The following is a 21,792-nucleotide window of genomic DNA, read 5'->3' on the forward strand; positions in this document are numbered from 1 at the left end:
ATTTTTTGAGAGAACGCATAGAGGTCTTTATAGGTTCCTCCCATAATGGCAAATTCAAGTTGATGCTGCATCGAATCTCCAAAAGAAGGCGCGAAGGCGGTAGAATTTACTTCCAGAATTTGATGGATTTTTTGATTGGATAAATAGTAGCTACTTGCGCTACGCTGCGGTGGAGATCTTTAAAAGGCTTAAGCATGGTAAAAAAAGACAGAATTAAACGCTTTTGCTTTTATGTCAGCGACTGTTGCTACTGAAGTTACTTCTGGCGACTGACCAAAAATTTCGGCTACTTGCTACAATTCATTATTTATCGTATCGATGCTGGAGCCGCTAGACGTAGAGGCTTACCTACGCCACGACAAACCCCATATATTCGGGAGGAATAAAGGCCACATAGGTTTTTTCATTAAGAAAAAGCTACTCACAAGAATAAAACAGCAGCTAAGATCACGAAGACGCGTTTATTTAAAATAGCGCCGAGTATTTGCCGAGTATTTTTTGATATCCGTTCGCTATTCGTTCATAGAATTTCTCAATAAAAATGCTATAGCCTTTAGGATCTGCGTTTTCGACTTTCAAAAAGCGAGAACACATCATCGGTGAAAAAGTAAGCGTAATAAATCTGGAGATTATTACGGCGGCGCCTGCCAGAATAAAGGTAAAAGAACGAAAAATACTCGCGATTTGATTGTGCATAAGTCTAATAGACACATAGATGACAGCGAGAGTAATTGTCATAGCGATCATCACCGCGCAAGTAATCTCTTTGCTTCTTTTAATCACTGCTATATTATAGAAGTAGGGGTTTTTCACTATTCTCAATATGGCGATAAATATTTTCTAACATAATAGTATCATTGACCACTAATCCAATGGATAACAACAAATTATCAATACCTTGAACGCCACTAATCCCTTCTTCCAGGGGGAGTGAGTGGTGATGCTCGATTCAACTAATTTTGCACTAGCGCCCGGGTAAAAGGTCTTAATATTGATAATATTTTGATAATATTTTTTTCGAATTTGGGAAAAAAGCGGATGTTGAGACTATTAAAATCCCATTATCCCAATTACAATGAGGACAAGATTTAACACTAACGTGAAGATCGGTTCGTTTAATACAGATTTCGGAGAGATTTATTGGACAATCTTCACTTTTTCCCCGTTGTTAATTGGTCGCCTTTTTTAACCCTTAAATGATTTGCACCTTTCCATAAAGGTGTGCGCCTACTTTTACCCGTACTGAAACCGCTTTGTTTTTTTAACTTCGAAGACGTAGTAGCCATTTTAGGCTCGAGAATAAACTATTTTCTGGGATTAAGATAGAATTTTAAAATGCCTAAAGTTTGTGAAACAGTGACAAATTGACCCGGTTTTAAAATTCCTTTTTCGTTATTTAACAAAGCATGAGTTTCAACGGTTTGAGAATTGGTATCGACAATTTGAGAATTGGTATTGACAAAAGGAGTGACGTAATTGAGATTTTAGCCTTGAAACTTTGACCTGAAAGAAAGTCCGCCGTGATTAAAACCGACTGATCCAATTTTATTTGCTGAGCAAATCGGCTTGGTAAATTGTAAAAAAGATTTAATTCTTGTTGATCAACCAATGTTATGAGTTTTTGTCCAGGGCTCACATAATCGCCTAAACTAAATTATTTGGCTCCAATTATAGCCCTACACTAATATAGCCATACTAAAAGGCGCCGTTAGAGTAGTCATATCTTGTAAAGCTATTTGATCGGTTTTAAGAAGAGCCTGACTTTGTCTAGAGGAACTTTGTCATTGTAGAGCCGTGGCTTGCAGAATTAAACCTTGTTTTAGAGCTTACGCGTTGAAATTGCAACTGACTTAATTCTAAATCTGCCTGTGCAGCCGCTATACTGCAGCCGCTACGTCATCTTATTGTTTAAGATCGAGCCGGTTTTGATGAATGTGCCTGGTGTGAAAGCTATTTTAGTAACATATCCCCCCACTTTTAGGAGACTGATGTCTGTCTGATTATTTGCCATTTAAAGTCTCGGTCTCTGTGGCTGTAAGAGGCATATTGGTTATCTCTAAAGGACTTTACTTAATTTAACCAAAACGGGAGACAAACTGACGGCGGCGGCTAGTTTTTTATGTGAAAATACAAAAACTTCACAGCGACAATCACGCAAATCGCTGCACCTAAGGCACATAAAAGTTTCGTACGTCTTTTCATCAATTACTGCTACTGCGTTGGCTGAATCACTAAAAATAATTGTCCGGAACCTCGCGCTACCTTTAGTAGTAATTGCTTAGGTTTTTTCTCTGCAATATTCATTAATTCGCTTACCGTGGGAGTTGATTGATTGTTAGCGCTCAAAATAATATCCCCCGGCTGTAAACCAGATAATGCGCCGTTACTGTCATCATCGATGTTGGTGACCAAAACACCGCTTAAAAATGTACTATCTAGTTCGAGATCACTAAATTTCTGCAACCGCATTCCTCCCAAAAATGGAATTTTACGTTCCAGGAGTACATCTTTAGGATCAGCTACTGTGGCTGTTAATTTTTCGGTTTTGTGGTTGCGCAGTACGCTTAAATGGATGGTCGTTCCCGGTCGTACTAATCCGAGTATATTGTGTAATTCTTCAGAAGTATGAATAGGACTCTGGTTGACGGATTCAATGATGTCTTGTACTTGAAGACCAGCTTTCTCAGCGGAACTACCAGCAACGACCTTAGTCACCAAAGCGCCGTCGCTGTGTTTTAAATTGAGGGCATCAGCCAGTTCAGGAGTGATATTTTGGGCAGTCACTCCGAGCATACCTCGCTCCACTTTTCCATATTTAATTAATTGTTCGGCGACGTTTTTGACCATATTACTAGGGATGGAAAAGCCGATGCCGATATTTCCGGCAGAGGGTGTGATAATCGCTGTATTGATACCCACTAACCGACCTTGTAAATCAATTAACGCACCTCCTGAGTTACCGGGGTTGATGGGGGCATCCGTTTGGATAAAACTTTGAAAGCTATCAATACGAGGTTCTTGGCGGTCTAAAGCACTGACGACACCAGAAGTCACCGTTTGAGTTAACCCAAATGGGCTACCGATAGCTACCACGAAATCCCCTACTTTCAGTTGGTTGGAATTACCAAAGGGAAGTTGGGTTAAATGTCTTGTATTAATTTGAATCACAGCGAGATCAAATCCTTCGTCTTTTCCGATTATTTTAGCTCGATAGCGACGGCCGTCTTTAAGAGTTACTAACATAATTTTTTGGTCTTTTATCATGTGAGCATTGGTAATAATGTAACCTTTTTTGGCATCAATAATGACGCCAGAGCCAACGCCCAGAACTTTTGTAGGAGTTAAATCTTGATCAGTTTCCGGTTGGAATGGGTTAACTGGTTTTGGAATGAGTTTTTCCACAGCGATATTAACGACGCTGGGAGTAGCTTTACTCAACATAGACGAAAGGCTGGACACTACTTTGTTGCTATTGAAGTCGGGAGCTAAATGTGCATAACTACTGAAAGGAAAAAGAGAAAGTGCCAGGACAATACTACTGAGAATAACGCATACTAACTTTTTCATACTCACTCACCACTTTTTTAAGATACTAGGGAATTTCAATGGGCTATAGTTTACGGCTTTCTTAAGTATTGATCCATATAACCGTTGCTATTCGAGCGGTTTCTCCTTTTTCTCGACGATAAGAATAAAAAAGCTCGTGATCGAAATAGATATAAAATTGACCTCCGTAAATACGGTAGATGCCTAAATGATTGAGATTGATGGTAGCTAACTGATAAATGTTAGCTAACCAGCGGTCGTCTTTATGGGCGGTAAAGGCCCTTTGATAATCCGTATGACGATTAAGAAAAGCTTGCCGAACCTCCTCTTCAACTTCAAAAGCCCAGGGGCCGATAGCGGGCCAGAGCCATACCAGCAAATCATTGGGTAGAGCTTCAAACACTAAAAAGGTATGGTTAATTATTCCTGCCACTAAACCTCGCTAACCCGCATGGACAGCTGCAACTTCACAGCTTTTAGTATCGGTGATCAAAATTGGTAAGCAATCAGCCGTTAGAATAGTACAAACTTGTTAAGGAACGTTGCAGTAAGCGGCATCGGCTGTGGGAGGGGAATTAGGTAGTTGATTAAGAGAAATAATTTAGTTGCTATGGATTTGATTAAGCCACACGAGGGCAGCGAGCAATTGTAAGGATTGGATTAATTTTGTCGGTTGGCGCGCTTGGACGATTACGGGATTATCATTTACATGAAGAGCTAAATTGCCTGCCTCTGATGGGTGTAGTAGTGGCAGACCTTTAGTAGTAGTGGCAGCTTTAGTATGAGGGGAAGGGGGTTCTGGCCAATCGGGAAAGATTAAAGTTAGGTAGTATGGGCATTGTCTTGTGCTAAAGATTTTAATAAATTCAGCATATCTTTGGGTAGAGGAGCGTGCCACTCCATCGTTTTCTGGGTCAAAGGATGAGATAGCTGCAAAGTGGTTGCATGAAGCGCTTGACGATGAAAAGCTTTTAGAGTGGCTTTGAGTGAGTTGGAAAGGAAAGCGGGAACACCGATGTGACTGCTATAGACGGGATCTCCGACGAGGGGATAATGAATATGGGCCATATGGACACGGATTTGATGGGTGCGGCCCGTTTCTAACCGAATTCGAATGTGCGTGTGTGCTCGATAGCGTTGAATAATGCGAAAATGAGTGATTGCTTCTCGGCCATTGTCGAGGACGGCCATACGAGTGCGATGTATCGAATGACGTCCAATTGGAGCACTGATGGTTCGACCAGAAATAAGTATGCCTTTTACAATAGCTTCATATTCTCGAGTAATTTTTCGTGCTTTCATGGCTTTGGTTAATGCATGATGGGAAGTTAAATTACGAGCGATTACAAGTAGCCCTGAAGTGTCTTTATCCAATCGATGAATGATTCCTGCGCGAGGGAGAATAGCTAATTGGGGATCATAATGAAGTAGGGCGTTGATTAATGTGCGGTTGATAATACCGGCCCCAGGCTGGACCACCAGCCCTGCGGGTTTATTAATAATAAGTAATGCTTCATCCTTGTAAAGGATGTTTAAAGGCAGTGCCTGAGCAACCCATCGTTCACTGGGGGAAAGGTATGCGGTTATTTCAATTAGTTGATCAACTTGTACCTTTTCCCGTGTAAGCATTTTTTGAGTGCCATCGACGCGAACGTGTCCGGCTCGAATCCAATTTTGTAGTTGGGAGCGAGAATAATCGGGAAATAACTTAACCAGAGCTTGGTCAAAACGTACTCCCACTAATTCAGTAGGAATGATGCCTTTTAAAGAAATTTTTTGGGAATTCATGGACGGATGATATCAAATTCTAGTAAGCCTTGACCCTCATCTACTTTCTCATATCATTCTTCGTGAGATGAGAGATATAAAAACTACGGTTTTGTTCTAGAATGAGTTGCTCTATAATGGCTGGGTTTGTATAATTGCCAGCACAAGAAGAAGGACTTATGAAAAAGTTATTTTTTATTCTTACTTTTCTTTATCTCTGCATTTTAACGAGTTGTGCAGGAAAAGACGTCGATCCTTCTCCTTACGAAGCGTATCGTGGGAAAACCTCGATCGAATTATTTACGGCTGCTGAAAAAGCTCTGGCGAAAAAAATTATTCAGAAGCCGTCAAAAATTTTGAAGCGTTGGATGCCATTTATCCGTTTGGTCCCCACGCCCAACAGGCTCAGCTCGATATTATTTATGCTTATTATAAAAATGGAGATATTGGTTCAGCCATCGTTGCAGCCGATCGTTATATTCGGTTATATCCCCGAGGCTATCATGTGGATTATGCTTATTACATGCGAGGGATTATTGGATTTGATTTAAGATTATCTTGGATACAAAAATTAGCGGGTGTAAATCCTGCGTCGCGCGATATAAGTACTTTGCAGGAATCTTATAGAGCTTTTGCTACACTTGTAGATATGTTTCCCCAAAGCCCTTATGTTCCTGATGCGTTGATACGTATGAAATATATTCATAATTTAATGGCCCAACGCGAAATTATGATTGCCCAATTTTACCTGAAACGCCATGCTTATGTAGCAGCTGCTAATCGCGCTACGTACGTAGTACAACATTTTCAAGATTCGCCAGAGGCGATCAAAGGCTTGGTGATTATAGTCCAAGCTTACCGTGCGTTAGATCTGCCAAAAATGGCGGATTCTCCCAGCTATCGATTATTAAAAATTAATTATCTAAATTCGCCTAAGCTCCGAAAGTTACCTGGCTGAAATTCTTTGTAAATTAAGCTAAGTAATTTGGTATCCAAAAGGAAAGCGCTTTCTTTTTAATATTTCTTTATTGGTTGGTTTAGAAATGAAATCATTCATACCAGCTACGAGGTAGGCACCGTTGTTTAATTGGGTCACTTTCCGACGTTAATGTGATAATCGATGTGCGCTATAATTTCCGTCGAATGATTTCACAAACTTCGATTCCATTCATATCGGTTAACTGAATGTCTAAAAAATAAGGTCGTAATTGTCTCGATAAAGAGCTAAGGCTGTTTTGCCGTCTTTGGCCAATCGCACTGTATAATTTAAATTTTTAAGGAACGAAAGATGGATTTTCTGCATAAGCGAATTATCTTCTACGAGTGAGTAGAATATGGAGTTTTTGCAACTGGTTTTTTATAATTTCTGAAAAAGTAGCATCATCCCTATCCTCCGTGATAACAATTACCGCCTAAAAAATGAGGCGACAACAAGCAGTATACTAAACATATGTCAAGTGATGTGTGGTAAACATCTCCGTACATGTCTGAGGGCAGTGCCTGTGTGAGCTGTTCTCTCAAACCTTTTTTGAGGTCAATCAATGCTTTTATTAAAAGTATATTAGTTTTTTTGTTTTGTCTCCGATATTGAACCAAATTTGGTACAAATGGTGTACATACAGATATTTACTATTTCTTATGTGAGATATTTCTTACCTTACAGGGAAGAGGGTAGAAGCCGAGGAGTCAATCATGGAAAAGGTGAAGGATAAGCAGCTAAGCTCCAGCAAAGCGTGTCCAAGCTGTGAGGGAAATGACCCAATTATCTCGAGAGAATTTGCCAAAAAATGGGTGTTGCCAACAAGACCTTAAAATACTAAGAAGAAGGAAAAACACACACTTTACCCGAAAAATCGGTTCGACGCTATTATATTTATTAAAGTTAAAGCGCTTTTGCTATTATATTTATTAAAGGGCTTTTATTTATTAAAGCGCTTTTATTTATTAAAGCGCTTTTAAATCTCAGTGTCCATTGTAGTTACTATTGGTTTTAATGTATGGAACAGGCCCTGCGCCTCAATACGTGGGGCAAGTGGTTTTTCAGGAGGAGATGATGGTTTTTACAAATAAGTAAAATCTTAACTACAAAGCAGAAAGAAGATGAGAATATCCAAAAAGAATTAAATTTATTTTTAAAGAAAAATAAAAATGCAGTGCAGTTTTGTAATACCCGATATGGCAGAATAAAAAACAATAATTAGAGCTGATGAAGCGAAATAGTTGCAGGAAGCTTATGCAATGAGCTTATGCAATGAGCTTATGCATTATTGCCGTTGATGATTTCGCGTCGGACGAATTAATATCCAGATTTGGAGCAAAGGAGAGACTAATGGGTAAAAAGTAATTAAAAACCTATTCTGTTGGGGTACCCGAAACCATAAAGGTTAAAAATTATCGCTCATTCAACGAGTTATCGGAAGATTATTATATACAATTTGGAAGCCAAACCGCTTTTATAAATTTCAATGTATCCTTAACTTACAATTAATTAGATAATTTAAACCAAGATTTTGCTGCTTACTTACAAAAATACCTTAAAATGAAAGAAAGGTGAACGTTTTTCAATTATATTGCCTAGTGTGTTGAAATTTCTAATTGCTATATTTGGCGCGCTGGGCGGCGGGACTGGTTGTTGTTAATTGTAATCCACTTTATACTGCACGAGAATTTGCTTTTCAATCAAAAGACGCTAATGTGACGGAACTTATTGTGCTAGAAAATTTCGCGAATGTTCTTTTTTCTGCTTTAGAAAAAGCAGATGTCAAACATATTATTGTGATGAAAATGGGTGATTGCTTTGTCTAGAAAGGCCCTATTGCTATTTAGTTTTAAAATATATAAAGAAAATTATATAAAGAAAATGGTACCATCATGGCAAATTGACGGAGCAATTTTTTTCAAAGAAGCAATAAAAAAGTGCTTAGCTATCCTTAGATAAAGCTGATGTTCAAAGGGAAATAATATTGCTTTTTTACAATATACCGGAGGAACAACTGGCGTTCCCAAAGGAGGGGATATTAACTCACCGTAATATCCTGGCCAATGTTGCTCAGTCATTGGTATGGGTAAATACGACTTTGTTTGTAGAACAAGAAACTGCTTTAACGACACTCTCATCACTATAATCATATTTTTTGTTGACTGTTTGTTATTTTTTGTTTTATGGGCTTGGGTGCTAAATGTTTATTGATTACAATCCGCAGGATATTAAAGATTTCATTAAAACATTAGAAAAGAGATCATGAACGGTTTTCGTTCGTATTAATACGCATTTTTAATGCATTATTAAAATCACTCTTATTTTTCTCGAGTTGATTTAACCAAATTAAGTGATCATCGGCGGTGGGACAGCTGTGCAAAAAATCAGTTTCTGATAGGTGGTTTGAAAAAACAGGCACAATTAGTTATAGAAGGTTATGACCTAACTGAAGTAAGTCCCGTAGTGATCATAAACTTATCTTTTAACGATAGTATTGGTTTCCCGGTTCCAAATACAGATGTGTCCATTTGGAATGATACAAATAAAGCAGTATCCCTTGATGAGGAAGGTGATTTTTGTGTACGTGGACCGCAAGTAATGAAAGGCTATTGGAAAGAATCAGATGAAACCGAAAAAGTGATTCACAAAGAAGGATGACTCTTTACAGGTGATATTGTTCGAATGGATGAAAATTATTTCATTTATTTATTGGATCGTAAAAAAGATACGATTATTGTTTCCCGATTTAATGTGTATCCTAATGAAATTGAAGAGGTACTGTCTTCTTCTCCCATCATTCGTGAAGTAGCTGTCATTAGTGTGCCTAGTAAAAAATCCGCAAAAATTAAGACTTTTATTGTAAAGAAGGATGAATCCTTAATGGAAGAAGATGTTCTAAAATTTTTTCGTAATCAACTGACAATTTATAAAGTTCCTAAAGTAATTGAATTTTGAGATGAGCAGTTGCCAAAGACCAAAGTTGGAAAAATCTTGCGTCGGACTTTACGAGAGGATGAAAAATAAAAAAATACAACTTAGATTTTACGTAGATGCTATAAATTATCCGAAATTTTATTCATTCAATTCTAGAAGATTTTGGAAGTATTTTAATATTTCTGAATTTTCGAGAGCGGCTAGATTAATTGAATAGCTATTAATAATTTTCTTAATTAATAATTCCACTATTTTTCCGATTTTTATTCGAGATAGGTCGAGAACATTCACAATTTTTTTTAGAACATATGTCAGGGTGTTAGATTTTTGTAGATTACTGTTCGAATTTTTTCTTTCAGTTCATCAGTGAGAGAATTATTTTTACGAAGAACTACGAATAAAATAATATGTTCATCACCTTGCCAATCCTGACTAGTTCCCAATCAATCGATGATTTCATCAAATTTTTCAACTCTAAATTTCTGCTGTAACAATCCGAACACCACCGGGATTGAGGGATTGTGTTGGAATAGCCATAAATAATCATTCCATTGTGTTTGGTGATTTGAGCGTCTTCGTGTGCCAAAACGTCGGAATATTTGTCAAAATAAGTTTTTTGATATTTTTTCTATATGGATCATTTCAAAAATAAATAGGCATTGCAGGACAGGGTGCTGTACAAACCAATTCGCTTTTTTTGTTGATAACGGGTTTGCCTTCTTCATAAAAATCTTTACATTCATTCTGAGACCAATATATTGCAATTCATCCTGCTAAACCGGCAGTAGAGGATTGCCCAAAGCGAAACAAGAGATAATATCGCTACCCCAGAAATCGATGACAGTTGTACATTTGTTTTTACTTCTCGATACACATAATCAAAATTTTCGGTAATAAAGGCGAACCCGTAGTTAAAATTGTCTTTAAATTCGATAAAAGGTTCGTTTTTTAGATTTTAAATTTAATTTCTCAGCAGATTCTATAATTTTTGCTCCAATGTTTAAAATAGAAATAGTTATTTTGTCGATTAAATCAAAAAGGGTTTGTAGGAGTGAGATGAAAAAGCTCTCCATCATATAGAATGACTGTGGCCTCGACAGAAAGACTACTGACTAATCAATTCCACATCCCAGCCAAGGTACGGCACGTGGTATAAAAGAAAATGCGATTTTCAGCGTGTAAGTCAGTATGTAAAATTAATTCTTTCACATGTTCAATTAACGTGCTGCCAGCACTGTGTACCATACATTTAGGTTTTCCAGTGGTATCCTGAAGAATAAATAATACAAATCACACGATTAAAGGGTAATTATTCAAAATAAAAAGTTCTTGTAATTATTTTTTAAGCAATTAGGATAAAATTCACCATTTTAGTGATTTAGGAGCTGATTTTTCTTCGCTGGTTGAGACACAATAATAGTCTGGATTAGTGAAGGTAGAGAATTTTGTAATTGGCGAATTTTTTAAATGATGATAGGTCTTATCCTTATAAGAAGGGCTTTCTACGGCGAACAATACTTTTGGTTCGGTTTGCTCGCAATGATTGATCGATCCTTCCAAACCAAAATCTGGGGAGCAGACCGACTAAATAGCGCCAATGCTGATAGTCGCCAGAGCATAGCGACAACAGTTTCAATCCGATTAGACATAAAGCCAACGACACGGTCACCTGGTTTAACCTGGCTTTGGTGTAGAAAAGTAGCAATAAGCGACTTCGTAAAAAGCTTGTTAAAAAGCTTATTGTAAGCAAGAGTTTCAAAATTGCCTTGCTCTGAAATAAAGATTAAGATGGGATGGTGGTCCCTTAGAGATAATAAAGAGATAATAAATTTTCAGAAAAATTGAGTTTTGCTCCTAAAAATTATTTCGTATCTTGCATCTGGGCCGCTTTTTTAGTATTTCATTAGGTTTTTGCGATGCTTTTACTTTATAAAATTCTCGAAATAAATTCTTAAACTGACTGCCAAAAAAGAGTTGGATATTCAATTAACCAACGATAGAGCTATGGATAATATTCAATTTTTAGAGAAAATCGTGTATTAATAAAAGAGATGAAGTGCATTATTTGGCTCTGCGTCAGAGCTTCTTAAGATGGTCTCCACAATGGTTGTTCCATCATAGCTTATATCTCTCGCGTTTCCGTGGGAAGATAGTATTGTACGAATTTGTATCTGATGCTAAGTTACATTCCTCCAATGTAGGCACGTAGCTCAGTGGTAGAGCACCACCTTGACATGGTGGGGGTCGTTGGTTCGATACCAATCGTGCCTACCAGTTTAGCCCGAAGCATCCTATAATTTAAAAAAAAATCAATAAGATATAGAATCTTGGTGCAGGACTCTCGGTAACTCCCTCTCAAAAGAGTCTAATAAAAGTTTGCTTACCCTTTGTTGAGATAATATATAAATAAACTCATATATTTTTCTTTACTGAATAAAAGGCAAAACAAATTTTATGAGCACTGTAGCAATCGGAGCAATGTGTCTCCTCAGCCACAAGCCTTTAAGGCATTTATTTCTCACCCTTTCCCTTGAAAAAGGGCTTTAAGTTCGGTCTACCTATTCTAAAAAAATAATGAAGCAACAAGATTGCTTGGGAAACTTGATGGCATCACTAAGCTGCTTCCGGATACAGATTTTTTCTTCTAATGTATTTGCGGAAAGATGTCGCCTGCTTTTTTAATTAGTTAGTTGATAATCTTTTGGTAAGATGTCAAACAATTTGATCAGAATAGATTGATTCCCATTTTATCTATTGTAATCTCAATATTATTGAAAAAATTTTTCAAGAAAAAATTGTCCTATCTAAAGAAATAAAAATTGTTAATAGAAGTGAATTAATGGAAAAAATAAGATGAAAATTTCAGTCAAGTCATTATAATACGGGATCTCAAGGATATGCTTTTGATTTATTTAATTGCAAAATCAGTGTATTTTTTAGAACTTCTAAATTTTCGATTGATGTATCACCGATTTCATACCAATAAGAAATATAGAGGATGCGATTTAAAACGATTTTATTAAGGGAGCAGTCATGGCTTCTTCGAGATGATATTGGGTGTCACAGGATTAATCCAGATGAATTAGAGAATCCATATTTGAGCTACCATGTTAGTCAACCTTTCTTTATAAAAGAAAGTAAATTAGAACATATAAAAATTATTATTTCTCCTTTCGAATTAGATAAATATTTAAAAGTAAATTGGATAAAACTTCAGCTTAGTAGGATTAAAAGTTTCATCTCATAAAGATTAAATTATTTCGCCTCCCAACATTTTTATCGTTCTGTATCGTTCTGTAGGTTTTTATTTTTTTAGAATTTTTTACCTTGAGACAACAAAGTATTTAATAGGGTTTTGAGATATTTAAACTTACCAAATAACTGGTTAAAAGTTCCTTCGGGATTTTATTTTAATAGCCCATCTCTTGTAAAATTTTATATAGAGTAGGGTGGCTTATGGACATTGAATTTAGGATATAATTCATCATTAAACATACTGTCGATAGTGCTTTTAGAAATTTTTATTTCTTTAAGCTTGTAAAGTATATCCGCAATCTCTTGACTACTTAAATTGGCCAGAAAGAAAAAGATAACTTTTTTCTCGTTTAGTTAAATAAGAGGGTTTTTGATCTTGTCTTCTAGTTTTGTCGTAAGAAGTTTTATTTAGATAGTGATGGAAATTTACGATGTTCATTTCCAAACCTTGAAATAAAATACTACGACGTTATTGGTTGAAGAGTTAATTAAAAGAGTTTGATAGCAATATAAAGTATCAATCCGTTATAAAATCGATTAATTTTGAGAATCATCTTCGGTGAGGGGCTACTCATAACTGCTTCATCTTCTTAAATTATAATTAATTCAAAGTTACGATCGTTATCGTATAGTGGAAGCTAACTCCTTTTACAGATAATTTCTTTTCCCTCAATACTCCTATGTGTTGAGCGAAATAATCAGATCAAAAATATGTTCCGATCTGAGGTTTTTTACACTCATCATTTGATTAGGCATCGCCTGAGACAAGAAAGATATAAAGATTAAAATTTTATTAAAATTTTTTAAAAAAATATCATCGGAAGAATCAACTGGGATAGATGTTTTATCCATGTTATTTTGCTCTATCAGGAACCGAGGAAACTGTATTTATAGTATTGGAAAGTAAGCCTCTACCAGCACAAAAATTCGGATGTAAAAAGATTCCTGTTAGATTATTATAATCCCTAAGATTCAGTAATTCTCTATCTATTGAAAAATACTATAGAATTATATTATCATTTTAATTTATTTATTCTCTTGTGAAACTATCAGCTAATAGTCATTTGGAGTATCTTGATGAAATATCTGTTAAATATAAAAAATCCCCATTTACTATTTCTAATTTTATTGATTAGCTTTCCTTCTGTATTAGCAGTATTGACTAGTTCTGCATTGCTATATATTAGTGATTGTTTTCATGTCTCAAATGGCTATAATCAGAAATTTATTACTATTTTTGTGATTGGATATGTGTTAAGATAATTCATCTATTCACTTTTTGTTAATTGATTTGGTTTTAAAATCGTAACGTATTTTAGAAAATGATTATTAATTTTACGATTATTAATGATTTTTATTTTCCTGAAAAAACTCGTCCAATGGTAAGTTATATCGTATTAGTATATGCATTTATGCGCGCATTTGCTATCACATTGGGTGATTTTATTAAAACACATATATCTGGGTTGGTTTTTTCTATTTTTATTTGATTTGCTACAGTATTATTATTTTTTTATTACTACGCGGTTACCAGAAACGTTGATAACCCGGAATCACGTGGTTCTAAGATTAAAACTCTATTTTGTAGTTATTTTCAAGCGTTGACTACGTGGCATGTAGCTTTATTTTAAATTATTTATGGACTAATGACGACTTTTATTTATATTGTGGCCAAGTCGCGCTCTCTTTATAGGTATCGATGAAATTGGATTAACCCTGTGGCCCATTATGGGATGCTGCTGCTTATTCCGTACAGTATAGGTAATTCATTTGGTACCTTATTCGGTGGAAAATCAGTCAACGACTATCTACTTATAAAGTCATGTCATTGGATTATGGAAGTACTATTTTTGAAAGTCTATTAATGTTTATTTGTTTTTTGTTTCATTGGATGAATGTATTTAACTTCATGATTTCCATTTTTTTTATTATGGTGGGTTTACCAATGACCTACAGTAGTGTGAGCGTGATGGCGTTAGTTGGTTACGAAGACAAAGCTATTGGATCGGCCATTATGAGTTTTATAACAATGAGTATCACCTTAGTAACGGTATTCGTGTTAACTCTGCTACTAAGAAAAAATCTGCTTGTAATGGACAATACTGTTTATTGTTATTTTAGCATTTGCTATATTAGCCTTTGGGAAGGCTAAAAGGCGATTTAGCGATAGTTAGCGATAGCTAATTTCTTAGCTTTCAATTTGATTAATTTTCATATGCCTATCTTTATAGGCTTCATACTGTTCGAAAAAGAAATTGGCTATAGTTGCCTTTTCCTTAGTTAAAAGTGGATGTTCATTAATTTTGGAAAAGGATTGAATTTCAATAAGACTATTGGTTTGAAATATTTCAGTGGCCTTTAAAAGATCCTCGGGATATAGGGTTTTCTCAGTTATCGGTTTTCCTATTTGAGCGGCAATTTTGATAATTGTATCTCGGGTAATTCCAGGCAAAAGACCGTCCTCAATTCGAGGAGTGAATATTTTTTGATTAATCAAAGCAAATAAATTTCCAATGCTTGTTTCAGTGATAGCACCTTTCGTATTAAGCATTAAACCTTCGTGATATCCTGCTTTAATAGCTTCTTGTCTTGCTAATATGAGTTCTAAACAATTTAAGCTCTTTAATTGGGTTAAAAGAGAAGCTTCATTTCGCTTAATATCTGTAACGTACAGTGTAGGCGAAATTGGACGGGATGAGCTAGAAAGTGTAACGGTGATCAATAAGGTAGGGTATGGATTAAGAGGTGCTTGAATCCCTCTTGGCGAAGGGCCTCGACTCAAGGTGATTCGAAGAGAAGCTGCTGTCGATATTCGATTAATTTCTAACAGTTGTTTGCATTGGTTTTTCAGTTCGATTAGGGAGAATTTAAAAAAATTTCTAATTTTAAAGCGGAAGCTGCCAGCCGATGGTAATGTTCCTGAAAGAAAAGTAAATGCCCTTTTTCAACTTTAATAGTCTCAAATAAACCATCTCCCAATAAAAATCCTCGGTCATCACTATGAATGACTGGTGAATCCATTGAGGCAACATTGCTGTTTATTAGAATCTTCATTAAGATAGAGTAATGAAATTATCGATTAATTGGAGCCCTTGTTCTGTCAAAATAGATTCTGGATGAAATTGTACGCCGAATGTGGGATAAACACGATGGCGAATCGCCATAATCTCGCCTTCTTGACTTTCTGCCATAATTTCCAAGCAATCAGGGATCTGATTTTTGCTTATGATGAGCGAATGATAGCGACCTGCGGAAAAAGGATTAGGAATTTTAAAAAAAAGAGATTGTTGATTGTGGTAGATCTGACTGGCTTTCCCATGCATGGGGTAATGAGCACGGCATACCTGTGCGCCAAAGGCATATCCGATAGCTTGATGTCCCAGACATACTCCTAAAAGAGGAATATGAGGGGAGAAGTGTTTGATAACATCAAGGGAAATGCCGGTTTGAGTGGGCCCCCAGGGCCCGGGGAGATTACGATATGAGAGAGCTTAAGCGTTTCTATTTCGGTGAGGGTGATTTTATCATGACGATATATTAATATCGGATGGCCTAAGATCTCAAAATATCGACCTAAGTTATAGACGAAGGAATCATAATTATCGATGAGCAGAATCATAGTGTGAAAGATTTTACACAATACGAGAGACAAAACAAATTAGCTGCACCGCTCCCAGCGAAGGTTCGTGGGTTTTAGTGATTTATACTATAGCAAGGGTAAAGAAAATGTCGAATACAGAGCAGCCTTGTTGGGCTTCTATCCCTTATCGAGATCCATTTGAATACGCTGTGATTTTCCACAAATTAAATTATTTTGTCTTTTTAGATAGCATGAAATTTGATCCGAAACTGGGAAGATACAGTTATATTGCTATAGATCCATTCGCTACGCTTATTTATCGGGATGATAGAATTTATTTTAATAATGAGGTGGTTGCGACAGAAAATATTTTTATGTTTCTGAATAATAAATTAAAATCATTATCACTCTCGTTAAACCCTGAGTTGCCTCCTTTTCAAGGAGGGGTGGTGGGGTTTTTTAGCTATGATTTAATAAGGAATTTGGAAAATTTACCAGATTATGCTGTGGACGACATGCGTTATCCACGCTTGGCAGTAGGATTTTATGATTTAATCATTTCCTTTGATCATGTTAAACGACAAGCATGGGTTATTTCTTCCGGATTGCCTGAAAAAAATAATGAAAAAAGAAAACGTCGTTCGCAGTTACGTCTTTTTTGGTGTTTGCAGGAATTGGAAAATGTTAAAACTCGACAATTAATTGACGAACCATCAGTGATGGAAAATAATATTCGTGGGTACTTTACTAAAAAAACATATATGGAAGCAGTAGAGAAATGTCGTCATTATATTTTGGACGGCGATATCTTTGAGGTGAATTTGTCACAAAGATTCCAGTGTATTTTTCCAGATAATTCAGAATTTTCGCTTTATCAACGAATTCGTGCAATAAATCCTGCGCCTTTTGGAGCTTTTGTTCGTTTTGATGACACAGCTATTGTTTCCAGTTCTCCCGAACGGTTTTTAAAAATGCAAGATCGTTTAGTGGAAACAAGGCCGATTAAAGGAACTATTAAGCGTTCGCATGATGCAAAGGAAGATAAGGTATTAGCTCAGCAACTAGCGACGAACATCAAAGATCGTGCCGAGAATACGATGATTGTGGATTTAATGCGAAATGATTTATCGAAGGTTTGTTTTTCTAATTCGATTCATGTTCCCGCGTATTGTCAGATAGAGAGTTATGAGACAGTCCATCATTTGGTATCAGTTATTGAAGGAAAACTAAAAAATCAGTATCAGGCTGTCGATTTATTACGAACGGCTTTTCCGGGAGGTTCTATTTCAGGCGCTCCTAAAATAAGAGCTATGGAAATAATTGAAGAATTAGAGCCTACACGACGAGGACCTTATTGCGGCAGTGTGGGGTATATTGGGTTTGATGGTAATATGGATACTTCAATTCTTATTCGAACTTATGTTATTAAAGATCAAATAGTTACATTTCAAGTGGGTGGAGCAATTGTTCTAGATTCGGATGCTCTTTCAGAATATGAAGAGACACTTACTAAAGCTGAGGCTTTAAAAAACGCATTAATTAACAAGGATATAGAGAAATAGACGGTATCGGGGTGTTATTTTAAACGTTGCGATAGGTATAAACGGTAGGATAATACTATTTGTATGCGTTTTATTTATTTCTGTATACGTAATTACATTTATAGCTTTTCCTTTAGTAGTTAAGGCAGGGAATCAAAATATAGAACGAAAATATAGAACGTATTTTTAGTTAAAAAGGAACAGTATGGTACGTGGATTTATTTGCGGTTTCCTGCAAAATCCAGAGCCTCACTAATCGATCAATTTATTTTTTCAAATCTAAAGAAATAAATAATAATGCTATGACAGCACCGCCTATTGGCAATTTTGTTGGTATGCAAATGAAATGTCAGGGGTGACCTCCATGTACCGCAATACTCAAGGCGAAACTAATTCAATAATCAACAACGGAGATATTGTTGAGTTGGATTAAAGGCTAACCACTTACTCAGTGTGTGACCGGGCAGCTGTTAGAATATTCAAGAAACACCGTAGAATAATGCGGGTTTGTTTTCTATGTAAAGTGATGTGATGAGATCAGGTCTTTAATTATGACAGGTTTTTATTAAAAACCTGTCATAATTAAAGACCTGATCTCATCATTTGTTTTTTATGTCTTCTCCGAACTCAAGAATGGCTTTTGACAAACCTTTTCGGTGAAAAGATCTATAAATCGAGCAAAAAAGACCAGCAGCTGATATTAAACTGCCTTAAACTGCCCAAGCCTTATAGCACTATTCTAGAGCCTAATCAAAAACCTATTGGAGGAATCAAAATAGGAAAGATTATTGAAGTATATTTAATTAAAGTGCTAAATAACATTATTATACCGCTAAATACTGCCAACAACCTACCTAATCTCTTCAATGGTCGAAAAAATTTTTATGAAATTTATTTCCATACTCAATCAATTTTTCCGTATTAGCATTACTTTTATTTTTTATCGTTTGGGAAGTTAACTGTAGAGCCTCAGTTCACTCTTTATAATTAGGTTTTTAACAGCATCTACTTGATTTAATATATTTCACACTTTTTCTTTGAAGATAAGATTATTTTCTTTATTTATCTCTTCTTCTAATTTCGTTCTAGAAAGGTTAGTATTCAAATTGATCTTTTAGTGACTCAAGTGCATCTTTAATATTTTTGTAAACTTTAGTATTTAAGTTTTCATCGAGATATCTCTGTAAAGAGGTCCGTAAAGCTTCTAAAATTTTTTTATGATCGAGCCATTTTACTACTAGTATTTTTAAATAATTTGGATCAACAATATTAAATATGTCATTATATAACCCATCAGAAAAATAATTTCCTAGGGCAGCTTTAATGAAAGCGACAGCATTTTCAAGGAAAGTATTTAATTGATTTAGCTTTACCTTATCTAGTTTTTTACTGCTTTTGTAATTGATAAATTTCTCGGTAAATTGAAGCATCAATAGCTTTGGAAAAATTATCGAGATATTGACTCGATTTTTCTTTAACTTCACTTTCAAAAAACGTGTCGATTAGTTTAAAATAGTGGAACAAAGGTTCATACACGTTGGGATTGGATATCCAACAACCATGATTGACGTTGAGATCAAAGTCGAATACCTAATGGTACGAAATATCATAGCTATTGTAAACAAAACGTCAAAAAGTCTTTATTGAATTATTTTCTGGGTTGAAAATAATGAGTCGACTGAGATTTTGTTTTTAAATTTCAGAGATTGCTGTTTAATGTTGGGCAACACTATCGCTAGTGTAAGACTATCATCTCACGAGAAATAAAAAACCTTGCTTCGATTAAGATCATAAAGACTATGATTCCGTTCAGCGTTTTGCAGGCGTTGTTGATATTGATTTATATAAAGATGAGTTATGGATTCATTGGTCGTGTTATATATTATATAAATGATCTACCACTTCGTAATGGTGGATTTAGTAGAATTTATAACGTTAATCATCAAAAAATTTTATTTTTTAAAGCGATCTTTTTCAGGAGGCGTTGAAGGAAAGCGATCAGAAAAAAACTTCAGGAGCTAAAAAATCGAAAATAGTGAGAGCGGTGGTAAGAAGATACTAAGGCGGCAGTCTCAGTTTTTTTGCTTCATAATTTTTGATGAGATTCGTTAAAATTATATGGAAAATTTTTTAATTGTTCAATAAGACCAGGGAATGTCGATAATTGGAATAACTTGTTCTTTGCATTGTTCGTCATAATAAAGAAGCTTCTATCCCTAATTCGCCGAATATTAAAATATAGTAATTAGACTCTCTCTCGAAATACGCTATTTTTTCAGATCGAAACTGAAGTATGCAGGGAGACTTTCTTATAAAATTTGGCAAATAAATTTCCTAAGGACCTTTATTTTTTTGCCGTGAAATTACTCGACTATTTATGGAACTTTTTGAGCGATTAGTACAAAAAAGTGGGAAATTAAGTTGGGATGGCTTATTTTCAGTAGCTTCCGGGAAAGAGGGCGTGAAAATTTTTGGAAAATCTTTCAGAACTTCCTCGAGATTACAATAAAATTTTTATAAAATTTTTTTAATTCAGTTTTTTGATAGATATTTAAAATATGAAGGAATTGTTGAACTTTTTATAGTTCGAATTTATACTCTCTCTATAATCTCTGAAAAGAGAGTCTCAAACATTTCTGGTTATTTCTGTTAATTTTTGATAGTGGAATTTTTCTTTTTAAGTGAGTAAAGTGAGCAATTAGTATTCGATAGCTTTCAATAAGTTCTGCTATCTTTTTGGTGGTTTCTTCTTTTTTCTAGAGAGACTTTATCGGGAGTGTTCTGGAGAGTTAAAGTTTTTATAGGCCTTCTTGACTTCTTCTAACGAAGATCCAAAAGGAAGACCGAAAACACTAAACTCCTGGACTAAATTGGAATCAAGACCGATTCGCATAGGTGATTCTCCTTATCTCTCCTAACTCTGTTTGAGAACCCGAATCCGTTTTAAGCAGTCTACGCTGGGAAGCAGATACCTAAGAATTTTCCCATTCCTTCGAGCCGTTTCTAATTTCTCTAATTTCATCAATAAATATAAATTTTTAGATCGAGTTGCCAAATTTTTTTCTTCCTAAATCTTTTCTGATAGGTTTTGATGCAATGAAGTTAAATTTTGCTGTGGGATCAATAAGGTGAGGAAAGGAAGAAGCCTTTTTTGGATCGTTTAGATCGTTTAGCGACGCTCTTCTTTTATTTCTAAGCTAGGCTTATTTGAACGCCATATTTCTAAACTGTGCTTTAAGCGCCATTCCCAGCTTATGATTTGTTTTTGGCTTTCTTGAACATAAGTTCGCAAGTATTTACGCATGGCTGTCATGTAGAGTGTGGGCTTATAAATAAAACCTAGTATTAAATCTAGTAAGTGCTAGTCTAACTTCATTACTTTCAATACTTTAGGTCGAACTTGGCTTCCGTGTTCAAGCAGAAGCCGAAAAATTTTTCTCTAAAAAATGCTCTTTCTTTTTTCTTCTCGATTGCTTTCGGGTAATTGAGAATACTGCTCTAGGGCATATGCGAATAAGGTTTGTGTTTTTGAATAAAGTTTGTGTTTTTGTTTGATGATCAGTATCCTCTCTATTTATAAGACACTAATCTAAGGGTATCTATGATATCTCGGTTATTTTAGCTCCAGTTACCTCCATTTCTAAATGAGCTTCTCTTAATTCTGGATTTTCTTTACTTCGACACTATGTATATAATATTCCAACATGTATTTCGCTTCGTTCTCCATAAACGTTATACAATCGTCATTTCTTGTGCCGTCAGATTTTCGCTTTCCATAATTTTCCTTTTCTTTGTTGTAAGCTCCTTTTTGTTGTTCGTGTTGATAAATTTCTGCTTGAATAAGAAGTTCCCTTTACTTCTTTTGAATTTTAAAAAGAGCTATAGGGAAGTTGATAGCCTGTAACAAATTTCCCCGTGCGTTCATTCGTTCTCTCTCTAAGCGTTGTTCGATATATTTTTGAATCATCAATCGAAATTCATGATCCATTAATCAGGGAATTGAAATTGGCTGATATAATTCTGTAATTAGTTCGTCCATTTTTTTGGATAATGAAGAATTATTTTTTACTTTTTTGTGAATAATTTCTTTTCGGCGTAATAGTGTAACTTCAATTACAATCTTTAATAACTAGGAATATCTTTCCATTCGTGGTACATGAAAGTTAAATTTCCAGTATGCACAAACATCA

At 35.4% G+C, this 21,792-nt stretch carries 13 protein-coding genes, 1 tRNA gene and 2 pseudogenes; 7 read left to right on the forward strand and 9 right to left on the reverse strand.

Features of this window, described 5'->3' with window-relative positions:
• Positions 1–465: 465 nt before the first annotated feature.
• The 4 genes and pseudogenes from MRH55_RS08000 to rluD form a co-directional block, all read right to left on the reverse strand.
• Positions 466–747, reverse strand: coding sequence for an efflux RND transporter permease subunit (locus MRH55_RS08000; protein ID WP_439647884.1), 282 nt, complete (start codon positions 745–747; stop codon positions 466–468).
• Between the two features lie 1,464 nt (positions 748–2,211).
• Positions 2,212–3,567, reverse strand: a complete 1,356-nt coding sequence (locus MRH55_RS01995) for a Do family serine endopeptidase (protein WP_304985810.1) — start codon at positions 3,565–3,567, stop codon at positions 2,212–2,214.
• Between the two features lie 61 nt (positions 3,568–3,628).
• Positions 3,629–4,039: pseudogene (locus tag MRH55_RS02000) on the reverse strand (purine nucleoside phosphorylase YfiH/LACC1 family protein).
• Between the two features lie 329 nt (positions 4,040–4,368).
• Positions 4,369–5,334 (reverse strand): 23S rRNA pseudouridine(1911/1915/1917) synthase RluD, encoded by a 966-nt coding sequence (rluD, locus tag MRH55_RS02005; RefSeq protein WP_304985811.1) that lies wholly within the window; start codon positions 5,332–5,334, stop codon positions 4,369–4,371.
• Between the two features lie 343 nt (positions 5,335–5,677).
• Here rluD and MRH55_RS02010 point away from each other — a divergent pair, with 343 nt between their 5' ends.
• The 6 genes from MRH55_RS02010 (at position 5,678) to MRH55_RS02035 (ending at position 14,633) form a co-directional block, all read left to right on the forward strand.
• Positions 5,678–6,271, forward strand: coding sequence for an outer membrane protein assembly factor BamD (locus MRH55_RS02010; protein ID WP_304985812.1), 594 nt, complete (start codon positions 5,678–5,680; stop codon positions 6,269–6,271).
• 1,646 nt (positions 6,272–7,917) lie between these two features.
• Entirely contained in the window at positions 7,918–8,118 is a 201-nt protein-coding gene (locus tag MRH55_RS02015) for a hypothetical protein (protein WP_304985813.1), read from the forward strand.
• Positions 8,119–8,695: 577 nt separating this feature from the next.
• Positions 8,696–8,950, forward strand: a complete 255-nt coding sequence (locus tag MRH55_RS02020) for an AMP-binding protein (RefSeq protein ID WP_304985814.1) — start codon at positions 8,696–8,698, stop codon at positions 8,948–8,950.
• Between the two features lie 24 nt (positions 8,951–8,974).
• Positions 8,975–9,247: an AMP-binding enzyme gene (locus MRH55_RS02025; RefSeq protein ID WP_304985815.1), complete on the forward strand. Its 273-nt coding sequence runs from the start codon at positions 8,975–8,977 to the stop codon at positions 9,245–9,247.
• Positions 9,248–11,425: 2,178 nt separating this feature from the next.
• A tRNA-Val gene (locus tag MRH55_RS02030) sits at positions 11,426–11,500 on the forward strand.
• 2,803 nt (positions 11,501–14,303) lie between these two features.
• Complete coding sequence (locus tag MRH55_RS02035; protein WP_304985816.1) at positions 14,304–14,633, forward strand: hypothetical protein; 330 nt, start codon at positions 14,304–14,306, stop codon at positions 14,631–14,633.
• Between the two features lie 36 nt (positions 14,634–14,669).
• On the opposite strand, the gene MRH55_RS02040 is transcribed toward MRH55_RS02035, so the two are convergent.
• From MRH55_RS02040 to MRH55_RS02050, 3 genes and pseudogenes are all read right to left on the reverse strand, one after another.
• A complete protein-coding gene (locus tag MRH55_RS02040; RefSeq protein WP_369421473.1) occupies positions 14,670–15,365 on the reverse strand; it encodes an aminotransferase class IV in 696 nt (231 codons plus the stop codon).
• Entirely contained in the window at positions 15,338–15,502 is a 165-nt protein-coding gene (locus MRH55_RS02045; RefSeq protein WP_304985817.1) for an aminotransferase class IV, read from the reverse strand. Before MRH55_RS02045 ends, MRH55_RS02040 begins: the two co-directional genes overlap by 28 nt.
• A 32-nt stretch (positions 15,503–15,534) precedes the next feature.
• A pseudogene (locus tag MRH55_RS02050) lies at positions 15,535–16,100 on the reverse strand (anthranilate synthase component II).
• Between the two features lie 107 nt (positions 16,101–16,207).
• Between MRH55_RS02050 and pabB the strand changes: the two are divergent.
• Entirely contained in the window at positions 16,208–17,623 is a 1,416-nt protein-coding gene (gene pabB / locus MRH55_RS02055) for an aminodeoxychorismate synthase component I (RefSeq protein WP_304985818.1), read from the forward strand.
• A gap of 1,073 nt (positions 17,624–18,696) precedes the next feature.
• On the opposite strand, the gene MRH55_RS02060 is transcribed toward pabB, so the two are convergent.
• Positions 18,697–19,032, reverse strand: a complete 336-nt coding sequence (locus MRH55_RS02060; RefSeq protein ID WP_304985819.1) for a hypothetical protein — start codon at positions 19,030–19,032, stop codon at positions 18,697–18,699.
• Positions 19,033–21,455: 2,423 nt separating this feature from the next.
• The gene (locus MRH55_RS02065) at positions 21,456–21,590 is read right to left on the reverse strand and encodes a hypothetical protein (RefSeq protein WP_304985820.1); all 135 of its coding nucleotides are present in this window, start codon (positions 21,588–21,590) and stop codon (positions 21,456–21,458) included.
• Positions 21,591–21,792 lie beyond the last annotated feature (202 nt).

It is taken from the genome of Coxiella-like endosymbiont, from assembly GCF_030643785.1.
GTDB lineage: Bacteria > Pseudomonadota > Gammaproteobacteria > Coxiellales > Coxiellaceae > Coxiella.

Bases quoted from the DNA above. Each gene is read 5' to 3' on its own strand.
- MRH55_RS08000 (WP_439647884.1), bottom strand. From the start codon at position 747: ATGATCGCTATGACAATTACTCTCGCTGTCATCTATGTGTCTATTAGA.
- MRH55_RS01995 (WP_304985810.1), bottom strand. From the start codon at position 3,567: ATGAAAAAGTTAGTATGCGTTATTCTCAGTAGTATTGTCCTGGCACTT.
- rluD (WP_304985811.1), bottom strand. From the start codon at position 5,334: ATGAATTCCCAAAAAATTTCTTTAAAAGGCATCATTCCTACTGAATTA.
- MRH55_RS02025 (WP_304985815.1), top strand. From the start codon at position 8,975: ATGGATGAAAATTATTTCATTTATTTATTGGATCGTAAAAAAGATACG.
- MRH55_RS02035 (WP_304985816.1), top strand. From the start codon at position 14,304: ATGTCATTGGATTATGGAAGTACTATTTTTGAAAGTCTATTAATGTTT.
- MRH55_RS02045 (WP_304985817.1), bottom strand. From the start codon at position 15,502: ATGGATTCACCAGTCATTCATAGTGATGACCGAGGATTTTTATTGGGA.
- pabB (WP_304985818.1), top strand. From the start codon at position 16,208: ATGTCGAATACAGAGCAGCCTTGTTGGGCTTCTATCCCTTATCGAGAT.
- MRH55_RS02060 (WP_304985819.1), bottom strand. From the start codon at position 19,032: ATGCTTCAATTTACCGAGAAATTTATCAATTACAAAAGCAGTAAAAAA.
- MRH55_RS02065 (WP_304985820.1), bottom strand. From the start codon at position 21,590: ATGGATCATGAATTTCGATTGATGATTCAAAAATATATCGAACAACGC.